The 13,615-nt window shown below is 64.2% G+C and carries 13 protein-coding genes; 5 read left to right on the top strand and 8 right to left on the bottom strand.

Annotated elements, in window-relative coordinates; all coding sequences use genetic code 11:
* Positions 1–27: 27 nt before the first annotated feature.
* Genes BVH73_RS15165 through BVH73_RS15155 form a run of 3 tightly spaced genes read right to left on the bottom strand, consistent with a single transcriptional unit; the run spans position 28 to position 2,605 of the window.
* Positions 28–843, bottom strand: a complete 816-nt coding sequence (locus BVH73_RS15165) for a metal ABC transporter permease (RefSeq protein ID WP_079420106.1) — start codon at positions 841–843, stop codon at positions 28–30.
* Positions 840–1,715: a metal ABC transporter ATP-binding protein gene (locus BVH73_RS15160; protein ID WP_079420104.1), complete on the bottom strand. Its 876-nt coding sequence runs from the start codon at positions 1,713–1,715 to the stop codon at positions 840–842. Before BVH73_RS15160 ends, BVH73_RS15165 begins: the two co-directional genes overlap by 4 nt.
* A gap of 2 nt (positions 1,716–1,717) precedes the next feature.
* Complete coding sequence (locus BVH73_RS15155; RefSeq protein ID WP_079420102.1) at positions 1,718–2,605, bottom strand: metal ABC transporter solute-binding protein, Zn/Mn family; 888 nt, start codon at positions 2,603–2,605, stop codon at positions 1,718–1,720.
* A 130-nt stretch (positions 2,606–2,735) separates the two neighbouring features.
* On the opposite strand from BVH73_RS15155, the gene BVH73_RS15150 reads away from it, so the two are divergent.
* Positions 2,736–3,503: an exodeoxyribonuclease III gene (locus tag BVH73_RS15150; RefSeq protein ID WP_079420716.1), complete on the top strand. Its 768-nt coding sequence runs from the start codon at positions 2,736–2,738 to the stop codon at positions 3,501–3,503.
* A gap of 163 nt (positions 3,504–3,666) precedes the next feature.
* Here BVH73_RS15150 and ntrC read toward each other — a convergent pair whose 3' ends face one another.
* From ntrC to BVH73_RS15125, 5 genes are all read right to left on the bottom strand, one after another.
* A complete protein-coding gene (ntrC, locus tag BVH73_RS15145; RefSeq protein WP_079420100.1) occupies positions 3,667–5,139 on the bottom strand; it encodes a nitrogen regulation protein NR(I) in 1,473 nt (490 codons plus the stop codon).
* A 31-nt stretch (positions 5,140–5,170) separates the two neighbouring features.
* The gene (gene glnL, locus BVH73_RS15140; RefSeq protein WP_079420098.1) at positions 5,171–6,256 is read right to left on the bottom strand and encodes a nitrogen regulation protein NR(II); all 1,086 of its coding nucleotides are present in this window, start codon (positions 6,254–6,256) and stop codon (positions 5,171–5,173) included.
* Complete coding sequence (locus BVH73_RS15135) at positions 6,253–6,807, bottom strand: hypothetical protein (protein WP_079420096.1); 555 nt, start codon at positions 6,805–6,807, stop codon at positions 6,253–6,255. The genes glnL and BVH73_RS15135 overlap by 4 nt, the downstream gene beginning before the upstream one ends.
* A gap of 133 nt (positions 6,808–6,940) precedes the next feature.
* A complete protein-coding gene (glnA, locus tag BVH73_RS15130) occupies positions 6,941–8,356 on the bottom strand; it encodes a type I glutamate--ammonia ligase (protein WP_079420094.1) in 1,416 nt (471 codons plus the stop codon).
* 248 nt (positions 8,357–8,604) lie between these two features.
* Complete coding sequence (locus tag BVH73_RS15125; RefSeq protein ID WP_079420092.1) at positions 8,605–9,375, bottom strand: competence/damage-inducible protein A; 771 nt, start codon at positions 9,373–9,375, stop codon at positions 8,605–8,607.
* Positions 9,376–9,522: 147 nt separating this feature from the next.
* On the opposite strand from BVH73_RS15125, the gene BVH73_RS15120 reads away from it, so the two are divergent.
* Genes BVH73_RS15120 through prmC form a run of 4 tightly spaced genes read left to right on the top strand, consistent with a single transcriptional unit; the run spans position 9,523 to position 13,326 of the window.
* Positions 9,523–11,070, top strand: coding sequence for a class I adenylate-forming enzyme family protein (locus tag BVH73_RS15120; RefSeq protein WP_079420714.1), 1,548 nt, complete (start codon positions 9,523–9,525; stop codon positions 11,068–11,070).
* A 45-nt stretch (positions 11,071–11,115) separates the two neighbouring features.
* Positions 11,116–11,367, top strand: a complete 252-nt coding sequence (locus tag BVH73_RS15115; protein ID WP_079420090.1) for an acyl carrier protein — start codon at positions 11,116–11,118, stop codon at positions 11,365–11,367.
* 7 nt (positions 11,368–11,374) lie between these two features.
* The gene (gene nadE, locus BVH73_RS15110) at positions 11,375–12,370 is read left to right on the top strand and encodes an NAD(+) synthase (RefSeq protein ID WP_079420088.1); all 996 of its coding nucleotides are present in this window, start codon (positions 11,375–11,377) and stop codon (positions 12,368–12,370) included.
* Entirely contained in the window at positions 12,367–13,326 is a 960-nt protein-coding gene (prmC, locus tag BVH73_RS15105; RefSeq protein ID WP_079420086.1) for a peptide chain release factor N(5)-glutamine methyltransferase, read from the top strand. Before nadE ends, prmC begins: the two co-directional genes overlap by 4 nt.
* Positions 13,327–13,615: the final 289 nt, after the last annotated feature.

Below are 13,615 nucleotides of genomic sequence, written 5' to 3'. Positions count from 1 at the left end.
TTTTTCAATCGGGGGGCGGCACAGGATTCATCCTTGTGCCGTGCCGCCCCGCCAGGCGCGCCACGCGTGTCCGAGCAGATAGAAGCCAAAGCTCAGCGAGGCGATCCAGGTGCTGGCCGGAAAACCGATGTAATACGCCGCCGCCAGCCCGCCCCACGTCACCACCAGTCCCAGCGCGACAGACAGGCCGATGCCTCCGGCCACGCTGCGACTGAGGGTTTGCGCGGTGGCCGCGGGCCCGACCAACAAGGCGAAAATCAGCAATGCGCCGATCACCGGCACGGCGATCGCCACGGTGGCCGCGACGAGCAAGATGAACAGGACGTCGAGCCGGCGCGTGTTCACCCCCCGCGCCTGCGCCCCTTCCGGATTGAAGCTGGCGAAACATAGGGGGCGGTACAGCAGCGCCAGTCCGGCCAGCCCCGCCACGCAGACCAGCAGGGACAGCGCCGCCTGCTCGCTCGTGATGCCCACAATGCTGCCAAACAGAATGCTCATCGCCGACTGCGCGTTGGCGGTGTAAAGGTTGAGAAACAGCACACCGAGCCCCAGGGCGAACATGAGCACCATGCCGATGCCGACATCGCGCTGGCGAATGCGTCCGCCCGTCAGGGCCAGTGCCGCGCCGCTGGCCAAGGTGAAGGTGAACAGGCCCAGATAGGGGCTCAGGCCGAGAAGAATGGCGCCGGCCGCGCCGGTGAACCCGACGTGCGAGAGCGCATGCGCGGCAAAGGCCTGTCGCCGCAGAGTGATGAAATAGCCCACGGCGGCACTCAGAACGGCGATCGCGCTGCCGGCAGCGAGCGCGTGGCGCATGAAGCCGTATTCCAGCCCGAGAATCATGCGGCGCCTCCAAGACCTGCCTGGTCGGTGTGATCGTGATCGTGCCCGCAATGGGCCGCCCCTTCGGGCATGAAGCCGCCGGCGGGATGGATGAACACATAGGCGCCATCTCGCGCCACGGCCATGGGAATGCCGTAGAGCGCCGAGAGCGCAGGTCCGTTGACCACTTCGTCGACCGTACCCAGACGCCCGCGCCCGCCCGCGAGATACAGAACCTGATCCATGTGGGGAAGCAGCGGATTGATGTCGTGCGCAGTCATCAGCACGGACAGGCCCTGCTCCGTGCAAAGCCTGCGCGCCGTCTGGAGAATGCGCTGCTGGGCCTGGGGATCGAGGTTGGAGAGCGGCTCATCGAGCAGCAGAATGCGCACCGGGTTGACCAGCGCCTGGGCGATGCGCGCCCTCTGGCGTTGCCCCCCCGAGAGGCTGTCCATCCCGCGCTCGGCAAGACTTCCCATTTCCATGGCCCGCAGCGCGGCATCGACTGCCTGCCTGCGCTGACCGGCGTCGCGCAGACCCAGCCCCCAGCGTTCACCCTGCCAGGCCGCGGCCACATAGCTTCGGACCCGCAGAAAACTGTCGGCGCCGACGGGATCGCGCTGCGAGACATAGCCCATCTGCGTACGCTGGGACACGCCGTCCTGCCCAAGCAGCTGCAACCGCCCCGACTGCAGGGGCTGCAATCCGAGCAGGGCGCGAAGCAAGGTGGTCTTGCCTGCCCCATTGGCCCCAAACACGCCGACGAACTGCCCCGGACGGATGGCGAGATCCAGGCTGTCGAGCACGATGCGCCCGCCCAGCGAGCAGCGCAGGCCCTGCGCCTGCAAGGCCCACTCGCCGAAGTTCTTCGCCGCCGGTCTGTCGTTCGCCACGATCAGTGAGCCTTGCCCAGCGCATGTTCAATCGAGGCAAGAGTCTGCATTTGCCACTGAACGTAGTCGGTCTTCGGCGGCACGAATTCATCGACCCCCACGACCGGCACGCCGGAACTGCGAGCGAGCGCACGCAGCCGATCTGTCAGCGGATCGGTCACCTGCCGGTTGTAGAACAGCACGGCCACCTTGTGATGACGCAGATTGTCTTCGTAGCGCGCCACCTCGGCAGGGGACGGTTCAGTATCGTTCATCACGTCGAATTGAAATTTCTCGCCCAGGCTGGTCCATCCCAGTTGCCGCAGCAGATAGCCCACAACAGGCTCGGTGGCCGTGACCTTCAGCTGCGGATGACGCTTTGCCAATGCAGCTTGCGCTTCGTTCAGCCGGCTCAACTGCGCCTTGAATCGCTGAAGATTGTCGGCGAATACCTCGCGGTGGGTCGGGTCGGCCTGCTGGAGCAGTTGCGTCAGTTTTTCGGCCACCTTGAGCGCCACCAGAGGATCGTAAAACACATGCGGGTTGCGATCCGGCATGATCAGGGCCGGATCAAGCTCCGCGGCCACGATCACCTGCCGATGCGGCGCGGGATTCGCCGCCAGCATCTTGCTCATCCAGTCGTCATAGCCGATACCGTTGAGCAGTGCGATCTGGGCCTTGGCCACTTTGCGCGCCACGGCTGGCGTGGCCTCGAAGCTGTGCGGATCGACGTTAGGGTTGTTGATGATGCTGTCCACCTTCACCTGCTTTCCACCAATCGCCTGCGCAATGACGCCGTAAGTGCTTTCTGCAGCCACGATGGCAATCGGTGCCGCCCGTGCCGCATGGCTGGGCAGCAACGACAGAGGCAAGAGCATGAGTAGGGAAAGCAGCAAGGCACGCGTTTTCATGGCAGTGAGTCGAAGTTGAGGAGCTAAGAAAAGTTACTGTATAACATTTCAAATGGGCCGCATGTATCGAACTGCAACGAACCCATGCCAAGGCGCGCAGGCAGAATGCGGCTATTTGCACGCCATGACCATGAGAATCGCAACCTGGAACGTCAACTCCCTCGCCGTGCGCCTGCCCCAGGTGCTCGACTGGCTGCAAGCCCAGTCGGCCGATGTCCTGGCGCTGCAGGAAACCAAACTGACAGATGAACGATTTCCCCATGCCGCATTGCTGGCTGCGGGCTACCACAGCGTTTGCTTCGGCCAGCCTGCCTACAACGGCGTGGCCTTGCTCAGCCGAGTGCCGGCCACGGAGGTTCAGCGCGGCATTCCCGGTTTCGACGATCCGCAGGCGCGAGTGATCGCCGCGACGTTCGGTGAGGTTCGAGTGGTCGGTGCCTATTTCCCCAACGGACAGGCGCCGGACAGCGACAAGTTCGCCTACAAGATGCGATGGCTCGAGGCCTTGCAGACATGGCTGGCCACGGAGCTGGAACATCATGCGAACGTGGCATTGGTCGGCGACTTCAACATCGCCCCGGAAGATCGCGACGTCTACGATCCGGTCGCCTGGGCGGGACAGATCCACTGCACGCCAGAGGAGCGGGCACATTTCGCCTCACTGCTCGGGCTGGGGCTTTTCGATGCCTTCCGGGCCTTCGACCAGGCGCCCAGGAGCTGGAGTTGGTGGGACTATCGCAATCTGGCCTTTCGCAAGAACCAGGGGCTGCGCATCGACCACATTCTGCTGAGCCAGCCCTTGAGCGCTGCGCTGCGACATTGCGTCATCGACAAGGTTCCACGCAAGAACGAACGGCCCAGCGATCACGCGCCGGTTGTGGCCGACCTGGATCTCTGACCTGGCTTTTTTAGGGCCTGCTCAGGCCGTTCCGGCGTCGGGGGCTTGAGCGGAGGCCGTGCGAGGCGGGCCGCACCACAAGCGGACTGCGATGGGGCAGTGCACCGCCTTGCATCCCTCCGCGTCCGGGGGCTACGCGGGGGTCGAATGGCGTGAACGGGCCCTAGTCTTCCATCCCGAGTTCCTGGATCTTGCGCGTGATGGTGTTGCGCCCGATGCCCAGTTTCTGCGCGGCTTCGATGCGCCGCCCATGAGTCTGCGTCAGCGCAGCGGTGATCAGCGCTCGCTCGAAGCGCTGGGTGAGATGGTGCATGACGTCGGGCTCGCCGCTGCGAATCAGGCTCAAGGCCACCTGCTCCACATTGCGCTCCCAGTCGTCCTGGAACGTCTGCGCCGCGACAACAGCAGGCGCATCGGACGATGCCGCAGAAGCTGCCACAGGCGCCGCGGCCGTGGCGTTCAAAGGGACTTCAGCCGAAAGTGTGCCAGGCCGGAGTTCATCGGGCAGATCCTTGACCTGAATCGTCTGTGCGGGAGCCATGACGGTCAGCCACTGACACAGATTCTCCAACTGCCGGACGTTGCCGGGGAATGGAAACTGCTGCAGCACTCGCAGAGCTTCGGCAGAAATCCGCTTGGCCTCGACGCCAAGTTCCTGGGCGCTGCGCTGCAGGAAATGCTTGGTGAGCGGCGCGATGTCTTCGCTGCGCTCGCGCAGGGGCGGAAGACGCAGACGGATGACGTTGAGACGGTGGAACAGATCCTCGCGGAACTGACCCTGCGCCACGCGCTGCTCGAGGTTCTGGTGCGTGGCGGCTATCACGCGTACGTGCGCCTTGATCGCGCTGTGCCCGCCCACGCGGTAATAGTGGCCATCGGACAGCACGCGCAGCAGCCGGGTCTGCAGTTCCAGCGGCATGTCGCCGATTTCATCGAGGAAGAGCGTGCCGCCTTCGGCCTGCTCGAAGCGGCCGCGCCGCATGGTCTGCGCGCCGGTAAAGGCGCCGCGCTCGTGACCGAACAGCTCGCTTTCCAGTAGATCCTTGGGAATCGCCGCGGTGTTGATGGCGACAAACGGCCCGCCGGAGCGAGGGCTGTGCTTGTGCAGGGCGCGGGCGACGAGTTCCTTGCCCGAGCCGGATTCGCCGGTGATCAGCACGGTGACCTGAGAATGCGCCAGCCGCCCGATCGCGCGGAACACATCCTGCATGGCCGGAGCCTGGCCGAGGAGCTCGGGAGCTTCGTTGTGCGCCTCGTCGGCCAGCTCCTCACGCAGACTTTCATCGACGGCCCGCTGGATCAGTTCGACGGCCTTCTCCACGTCGAAGGGTTTGCTGAGGTAGTCGAAGGCGCCGCCTTGCAGCGACGCCACCGCGCTGTCGAGGTCGGAGTAGGCCGTCATGATGATCACGGGCAGGCCCGGATGAGACTGGCGGATCTGCTGCAGCAGGTCGATGCCGTTGCCACCGGGCATGCGAATGTCGCTGACGAGCACCTGCGGGCAGGATTCGGCCAAGGCGCTCAGCACGTCGCGCGGATTGGAAAAGCTGCGCACTTCCATGCCGGCCTTCTGCAGCGCCTTCTCCAGCACGAAGCGGATCGACGCATCGTCATCGACAACCCAGATCGGCTTCATCGCGAGCTCCCCTGCGGCGTAAGCCATGCGCTCAAGGCAGCGGTATGGTGATGCGGAATTCGGTATGGCCGGGCTGGCTGTCGCATTCGATGGTTCCCTGATGTTGCTGGACGAAGGTCTGGGCCAGGGTGAGCCCCAGTCCACTACCTCCTTCGCGGCCCGAGATCAGCGGAAAAAAGATGCGGTCCTTCAGTTCCGCAGGCACCCCGGGGCCGTTGTCCACGATATGCAAGACCAGTGCCAGCTTGTAGCGCTGACGGGCCACCGTCATCTGCCGCGCCACCCGGGTCCGGATGACGATGTGCGCGTCGCCCTGGGCGATGCGCGCCTGCAGCGCCTGCGCTGCATTGTGAGCGATGTTGAGCACCGCCTGAATGAGTTGCTCCTTGTCGCCGCGAAACTCGGGCAGACTGGCGTCGTAGTCCTGTTCGATGGCCAGTCCCTGCGGAAACTCGGCCTGCAGCAGGGTGCGTACATGCTCACACACTTCGTGGATGTTCACATCGCCCACGACATGCGGTTTGCGATGCGGCGCCAGCAGCCTATCCACCAGGGTTTGCAGACGATCAGCTTCAGCGATGATGACCTGGGTGTACTCCTGCAAGTCTGCCGAGGGCAGCTCGGCGTGCAGCAGTTGCGCGGCGCCCCGAATGCCGCCCAAAGGATTCTTGATCTCGTGCGCCAGGTTGCGGATCAGTTCCTTGTTCGCCTGCGCCTGGTTGTGCCACTGCTCCTCACGCTCCAGCCGTGACTGCTGGCTGATCTCGACCACCTCGACCAGCAGCAGCCCCTGCGGATGATCGGTGCGCGCCACGATGACCTGGACTTGCACCGCATCGCGCAAATCTCGCAGCCGCATCATGCAATCAAAGCGCATGCTGCTGAATGCGTTGCTGCGCACCTGGAGCAGAGACTCCTGCCAGAGGACCGGGCAATCCATCCACTGACCCAGGTTCTGCTCCTTCAACAGCCGGCGGGAGACGCCCAGCCCGTTCTCGATCGCCGGGTTGGCGTAGCAAATCAAACCGCCGTCATCCACCAGGGCCGCCATGGAGGCCAGCCATTCCAGGCCGAGATACTCGGGTACGCTCGGCAGACCGGCCTTGCCGTCGTTCATTGCGGGTACTTCAGCAATTCGCGCTGCAGGGCGGCAATATTGGCCTGCGTCATGGCGATCTGGTCTTTCATGGCGGCCACGCGCTGGGCATACTCACCGCCTTTGACCCCGCCCCCCACGATCCGCTCACTGGGCAGGTAATCGGGCTGGCCATTGTTGTAGGCCTTGGACTGCTGCTCCAGGCGGGCCTGTTGCTGTTGCAACTCCTGCTCCAGAATGCGCCGCGCCTCGGCATCGCGCTCTTTCTGGGTGGAGGGCGCGACCCGCGCGGCCTGGTTCACATTGGAACCGGCCTTCTGATCCTCGCTCCGTCCGCCCGAGCCCGCCGCCTTGGGTGCCACCATCGGGCTGGACAGGATGCTCACATTGGCGTTGTCGATGAGCTTGCAGTTCTTCTCTTTCACCTCGGAGAGATCATTGGTGTAGGAATTGTCGGGGCAGCGATAGACCCGCTGCGGGTCAGTCTGCGCCAGGGCGGCAGAGGCGCCCGCCACGGCTGCAAACACGGCAAACGCTGCATATCGAACGGTCAGACGGACAAACGGTGTCATGGTGCGCCAGGGTCAAGAGATCAGCGGTCAGTGTAAGTCTGGCAACGCATCCGCCACAGGACCGGCCGACAGGCCGTGGCGGAATTGCCAAAAAAAGAGCGGCCCGCAGGCCGCTCTTGAAAACCATGCCGCTTTACAGCGAGTAGTACATCTCGAACTCGACCGGATGGGTGGTCATGCGGAAACGCGTGACCTCTTCCATCTTCAGATCGATGTAGGCGCTGATGAAGTCGTCGCTGAAGACGCCGCCCTTGGTCAGGAAGGCGCGGTCCTTGTCCAGATAGTCCAGCGCCTGGTCGAGGCTGGAGCAGACGGTCGGGATCTTGGCCTCTTCTTCGGGCGGCAGGTCGTACAGGTTCTTGCTCGCGGCTTCGCCCGGGTGAATCTTGTTTTCCACGCCGTCCAGGCCGGCCATCATCATGGCGGAGAAGGCCAGGTACGGATTGGCCGTGGGATCGGGGAAGCGCACTTCGATGCGGCGGGCCTTGTCGCTCTGCACGAACGGCACGCGGATGGACGCCGAACGATTGCGGGCGGAGTAAGCCAGCATCACCGGAGCCTCAAAGCCAGGCACCAGACGCTTGTAGGAGTTGGTGCCCGGGTTGGTGATGGCGTTGAGCGCGCGGGCGTGCTTGATGATGCCGCCGATGTAGTACAGCGCGAATTCGCTCAGCCCGGCATAGCCATTGCCCGCAAACAGGTTCTTGCCGTCTTTCCAGATCGACTGGTGCACATGCATGCCCGAACCGTTGTCGCCGACGATGGGTTTGGGCATGAAGGTCGCCGTCTTGCCGTAGGCGTGCGAGACATTCTGCACCACGTACTTGAGGACCTGCGTCCAGTCGGCGCGCTGCACCAGGGTGGAGAACCGGGTGCCGATTTCGCACTGGCCGGCATTGGCCACTTCGTGGTGATGCACTTCGACCGGCACGCCCATTTGTTCGAGCAGCAGGCACATTTCCGAGCGGATGTCCTGCAGGCTGTCGACCGGGGGCACCGGGAAGTAGCCACCCTTCACCGAGGGACGGTGGCCCATGTTGCCACCTTCCATCTTGTCACCGGTAGCCCATGCGGCTTCGTTGGAATCGACCTTGACGAAACAGCCGGACATGTCGACGTTCCAGCGGACCTGATCGAAGATGAAGAACTCGGGTTCCGGACCAAAGTAGGCCGTATCACCGATGCCGGAAGCCTTGAGGTAGGCCTCGGCCTTCTTCGCGATGGAACGCGGATCGCGGTCGTAAGGTTTGCCATCACCCGGCTCGAGCACGTCGCAGCTCAGCAGCAGCGTGGTTTCTTCGTAGAACGGATCGATATTGGCGGTGTTGGGATCGGGCATGAGCAGCATGTCCGAGGCTTCGATGCCTTTCCAGCCGGCGATGGAGGAACCGTCGAAAGCATGGCCGTCGGTGAATTTGTCTTCATCGAAATGGGACACCGGCACCGAAACGTGTTGCTCTTTGCCGCGGGTGTCGGTGAAACGGAAATCCACGAATTTGACGTCGTGCTCTTTCACCATGCCCATCACGTCGGCGACTGTTTTGCTCATGAAAATCTCCTATCAGGTTGAAATGCGTGTGGGTGGCATCTTTGCGTCAAAAGATGGCACTCAACATCGTTTGCTGCAATGCTCCGAGCAGTACGGTGAATCTAGCAGAAAGCGTGCCCAGATCGGTCGGATGACACCCCACCTCCCGGGGCCTTGATGGAGCGGCCATCGGGGCGGGTTTTGCTCAGAGGGTGGCCGCCCTATCGTGGTGCGTCAATGCGATATGCACCATACATGTGCGTCCAGCGTCATTTCGGTGCGTACTCCCAACTGCCCGCTGGCAAGTGTGCACACAAATAAACGAATGCGGCCTCAACCCCCATGGCCTCGCCCTTGACGCCCAGTTCGATATGACGGCCCCAGACCGGATGATCCACGCTGGGCAGACTGAAGACTTTCACCCCTGGGTATCGGTGCTCGATGTCTTCCATGAGTGGCGTCAGATCGGACTCCATCGCCTTGCGGACGATGACCGCCTGCTCGACCTGATGGCCTTGTCCATGAAGGTCAGCAAGCGGGCCATCCAGCGCCCATTCGAGCATCGGCCAGGCCATGACCGGAAATCCCGGTACGAAGTAGTGCTGGCGGATGGAAAAACCCGGAATCTTGTTGTACGGGTTGGGAATGATGGCGCTGCCCTGGGGAAAACACCCCATTTGCAGGCGCTGCTGATTGGCGGGAGAGTCCAGGTCGCCCAGTCCCGCCTCCACAATGCGTTGCTGGATCAGTTCCTTCGCATCGGGGTGCAGAGCCAGAGGCACGCCCAGGGCGGCAGCGACACTTTGCCGGGTGTGATCGTCCGGCGTGGCGCCGATGCCGCCACAGCTCAGCGCCACGTCGCCGCGCTGGAAACTGGCGGCAAACGATGCCGCCAGCTGCGCGGGGTCGTCCCCCAAATATTGCACCCAGTCCACACGCATCTGCCTCGCCCTGAGCAAACCGAGCAGGTGGGGAAAATGTTTGTCCTGACGTTTTCCGGAGAGGATTTCGTCGCCGATGATGTAAAGCCCCAGTCCCATACCCGCATCCTGAATTTTGAAAGGTCAAGGATAGCGGCGGCGCGGCTCCAAATAAGTCACACAGTTGCGCTTTCCTTGTGTGGACGGGGGGCTGAAACCGCCAGCACCGCTCGTATGCTCGCAACCTCCACCTGCTCCATGCCGCCCATGCTCCTTCACCACACCTTCGAGACGACGGTCACCTCCCATGCGGAACATCGTGCGGTCGTGCGCGAGGGAGTGGCGACCCGCTACGCCGATCTGGCGGACCGCGTGGAAGGCATCGCCGCCGCGCTTCGTGCCGACGGAGTGCAGCGCGGCGAACGGGTGGCGCTGTTTCTCGACAACTGCGTGGAAATGATCGCGGCAATGTATGCCGTGCTCAAAATCGGCGCCGTGTTCATGCCGGTCAACACCTTGACCAAGGCCGACAAGCTGGCCTACATCCTCAACGACTCCGAAGCCAGCGCCCTGCTCACGCAGCAGGAACTGGCCGAAACCAGCCGCGCGGCACTGGCGCAGAACGGCAGTGTCCGTCATTGCTACATGCTGACGGCCTACGCGCTGGGCAAGCCCGACGAAGGCGCCCCGGATGCGCGCGAACGCCCCTTTCCTTCAGCCGTGAGCCAGGCGCCCTGCTCGCCCACGCATCCCGATCTGATCGACCAGGACCTGGCCGCCATCATTTACACCTCGGGCTCCACCGGCGATGCCAAGGGCGTGATGCTCACCCACCTGAACATGCTCACCGCGCTGCGCTCGGTGCGCGGCTATCTGGGCCTGCGGCAGGATGACCTCATCGTCTGCGCCCTGCCGCTGGCTTTCGATTACGGGCTCTATCAGGTGCTGATGGCTTTCAGCCTGGGCGCCACCGTGCTGCTGGAGCGCTCGTTCACCTTCCCAGTAAAGGTGCTGGCGACTATGGCGCAGGAGCGGGCCACCGTCTTCGCCGGTGTGCCCACCATGTTCACCCTGCTGACCAATCTCAAGGCCTTGAGCGAGTTCGACCTTTCCGCGCTGCGGCTGATCACCAACACCGCCGCAGCGCTGCCACAGACGCAGATTGCGCAGATCCGCGCGCTGTTTCCGCAAGCCACGCTGTTCTCCATGTACGGACTGACCGAGTGCAAGCGCGTCACCTACCTGCCCCCCGAACAGCTCGACCTGCGGCCCGGCAGCGTGGGGCGCGGCATGCCCAACGAGGAAGTCTGGCTGGTCGATGACGAGGGGCGCCGCCTGCCCTGGGGTTCCACGGGCGAGCTGGTCATCCGGGGCAGCCATGTGATGCGCGGCTACTGGCGCAAGCCGCAGCAGACCGAGCAGCGCCTGCGCCCGGGGCCGATCCCCGGCGAGACGGTGCTGTATTCGGGCGATCTGTTCCGCACCGATGACGAAGGCTGGCTGTATTTCGTGGCCAGACGCGACGACATCATCAAGAGCCGGGGCGAAAAAGTCAGCCCGCGCGAAGTCGAAAATGTGCTGCATGCGCTGGGCGGCGTGCTCGAAGCTGCCGTCATCGGCGTGGACGACCCGCTGCTCGGCCAGGCCGTGAAGGCCTTCGTGGTCTGCAAACCAGGCGTGAGCCTGACCGAACGCGACGTCATCAAACATTGCCTGGCCCACATCGAGAACTTCATGGCGCCGAAGTACGTCGAATTCGTCGATGCCCTGCCTCGCACCGATACCGGAAAAATCAAGAAAACGGGATTGCGCTGATGCCGCGCGCCCATCCGTCCTTCCCCTCACCGAGGTTTCCTTTCCATGGCTGACATGCACCAAAAGATCCGCGATTACATCGACAGCAACTTCCTGCTCGGTGCGCGCGACACCGCCTACGGCGATACCGATTCCCTGCTGGATCTGCACATCCTCGACTCCACCGGCGTGCTCGAACTCATCCTCTTCCTGGAGGAAACCTGGGGCATCCAGGTCGCCGACATCGAGATGGTGCCGGAGAACCTCGACAGCGTGGCTGCCATCGCGGCCTATGTGCAGCGCAAGCAGGCCGCCTGAGGCCGCCATGTCGCGCCCCGCACTCAATACCGATGTCCTCGCGCTCGACGGCGAGGCCGAGACCGCGCGCATCGGCGAGTTCTTCCTCCACACCCTGCGCGGCCTGAACAAGCGGGGCGTGGTGCTCGGCCTCTCGGGAGGCGTCGACAGCTCGGTGTGCGCTGCGCTGGCAGTGCGGGCCCTTGGGCCGCAGCGCGTGTTCGGCCTGCTCATGCCCGAGCGCGACTCCTCGCACGCCAGCGCCAGCCTGGGGGCACAAGTCGCGCAGCAGCTGGGCATTGAATACGCCGTGGAAGACATCGCCCCCGCCCTGGACGCCATCGGCTGCTACCGCTGGCGCGACGAGGCGGTGCGCACGGTACTGCCCGCCTACACCCCGCAGTGGAAAATCAAGCTCGCGATCTCGGGCGGACTGGCCGGCGGCATCAATCACTTCAAGCTCATCGCCCAGGCGCCCGACGGCGTCCTGTCCGAAACCCGGCTGCCGCTGCGCGCCTACCTGCAGATCGTCGCGGCGACCAACCACAAGCAGCGCCTGCGCAAGACCCTTGAATACTTCCACGCCGACCGCCTGAATTACGCCGTCATCGGCACGCCCAACCGGTTGGAATACGACCAGGGGTTTTTTGTGAAGAACGGCGACGGCTCCGCCGACCTCAAACCCATCGCCCACCTCTACAAGACCCAGGTCTACGCGCTCGCCCGCCACCTCGGTCTGCCCGACGCCGTATGCAGTGCGGCGCCAACCACCGACACCTACAGCCTGCCGCAGGGTCAGGACGAGTTCTATTTCGCCCTGCCCTGGCACCAGATGGACCTGGCGCTCTGGGCGCGCAACCACGGCTACGGCGATACCGAGCTTGCCCAGGCGCTCGGCACCACGCCGCAGGCCGCTGCCGCGGTTCTGGGCGATATCGACGCCAAGCGGCGCAGCACCCGCTATCTGCATGCCCGGCCGGCGCTGGTCGAGCCGGTCTTCCCCACCTCCGGAGATGACGCTTGAATACCCGTCCCGATGATGCCTCCGCACTCGACCAGGCCGATCTGCTGGCGCTTGGGTCCCACGGCCAGACCGCCTTTGCGCAACGCCTGGCGCGTCTGACTCAGGCGCTCGACATCCTGCCTGACAAGCCCGAAGAGACACCGGCCTCAGCCCTGCGCGCCCTCTGGCTGCTGGCCGCGGGGCAGCCGCTGTCGCTCCATGCCGCCCGCGAGACCGCGCTGCCTGTGCTCGACGCCCGGCAGCTCGGCGCCCTCGACGCACTGATCGCGCGGCGCATCGCCGGGGAGCCCATCGCATACCTGACCGGCCGCCAACACTTCATGGGACTCGAACTCCTGGCTTCGCCCGAGGCGCTGATCCCCCGCGCCGAGAGCGAAATGCTGGCCCGCGCCGCCATCGAGAAGCTGCGCGATGTCGCGGCCAGTCGGCCAACGCCGCCCCTGGCCATCGATGTGTGCTGCGGCTCGGGCAATCTCGCGCTGGCACTGGCTCATGCCGTGCCCAAGGCGCTGGTGCATGGCGCAGACATCTCCCCAACCGCCATCGACCTGGCCGTGGCCAACACCCGCCAACTGGGCCTGAGCGAGCGGGTCCAGTTGCACACCGGCGATCTGCTCGCCCCGTTCGGCGACGACTTTCATCGCAAGGTGGATCTGCTGGTTTCGCTGCCACCCTACATTTCCACCGCCAAGATGGACACCATGCCGCAGGAGATCGTGGGGCATGAGCCCCATCTCGCCTTCGATGGCGGGCCTTTCGGCGTGCGCATTCTCATGCGCCTCATCCGCGAAGCCCCGCCCCTGCTGCGTCCGGGGGGCTGGCTGGGCATGGAAGTCGGCCTGGGGCAAGGCCCCGCCATGACCCAGCTTCTGGAGAAAAGCCCGGCTTACGACCGGGTGGAAACCATCGCCGATGCCCAGGGCGCCGTGCGCGCCATTCTCGCCAGGGCTGTCTAAGGCGACGCTGAACAAATTCCCGCGATGGCGCGGCGGCACCGCGGCTGGAGCGGATGAGCCGATCCGGGAATTTGTCACGAAAGCGCCTCATTAGCGACATCTCCGGCTTGCTAAATTGCTAGGCCGACTTTACAAAGTCTCCGTCGCACTTCCCTCCCTTCCGCACTTCCCGCCCTGCTTACCGACTGGCTCCGGCACCGTACCGGACACCGCTGCAATGCCCTGGTCTCCAACTGGTCCTTTTCTTTCCGAACGCACGTTTCGCCCGAAGTTCAACGCCGCCCGGCCG

It is taken from the genome of Thiomonas intermedia, assembly GCF_002028405.1.
Taxonomy (GTDB): Bacteria; Pseudomonadota; Gammaproteobacteria; order Burkholderiales; family Burkholderiaceae_C; genus Thiomonas; species Thiomonas intermedia.
The sequence above is the reverse complement of the archived record's forward strand: the minus strand, read 5'-3'. Positions and strand labels throughout refer to the sequence as shown.

Bases quoted from the DNA above. Each gene is read 5' to 3' on its own strand.
- BVH73_RS15155 (WP_079420102.1), bottom strand. From the start codon at position 2,605: ATGAAAACGCGTGCCTTGCTGCTTTCCCTACTCATGCTCTTGCCTCTG.
- BVH73_RS15120 (WP_079420714.1), top strand. From the start codon at position 9,523: ATGCTCCTTCACCACACCTTCGAGACGACGGTCACCTCCCATGCGGAA.
- glnL (WP_079420098.1), bottom strand. From the start codon at position 6,256: ATGAACGACGGCAAGGCCGGTCTGCCGAGCGTACCCGAGTATCTCGGC.
- nadE (WP_079420088.1), top strand. From the start codon at position 11,375: ATGTCGCGCCCCGCACTCAATACCGATGTCCTCGCGCTCGACGGCGAG.
- glnA (WP_079420094.1), bottom strand. From the start codon at position 8,356: ATGAGCAAAACAGTCGCCGACGTGATGGGCATGGTGAAAGAGCACGAC.
- ntrC (WP_079420100.1), bottom strand. From the start codon at position 5,139: ATGAAGCCGATCTGGGTTGTCGATGACGATGCGTCGATCCGCTTCGTG.
- BVH73_RS15115 (WP_079420090.1), top strand. From the start codon at position 11,116: ATGGCTGACATGCACCAAAAGATCCGCGATTACATCGACAGCAACTTC.
- BVH73_RS15125 (WP_079420092.1), bottom strand. From the start codon at position 9,375: ATGGGACTGGGGCTTTACATCATCGGCGACGAAATCCTCTCCGGAAAA.
- BVH73_RS15150 (WP_079420716.1), top strand. From the start codon at position 2,736: ATGAGAATCGCAACCTGGAACGTCAACTCCCTCGCCGTGCGCCTGCCC.
- BVH73_RS15135 (WP_079420096.1), bottom strand. From the start codon at position 6,807: ATGACACCGTTTGTCCGTCTGACCGTTCGATATGCAGCGTTTGCCGTG.
- BVH73_RS15165 (WP_079420106.1), bottom strand. From the start codon at position 843: ATGATTCTCGGGCTGGAATACGGCTTCATGCGCCACGCGCTCGCTGCC.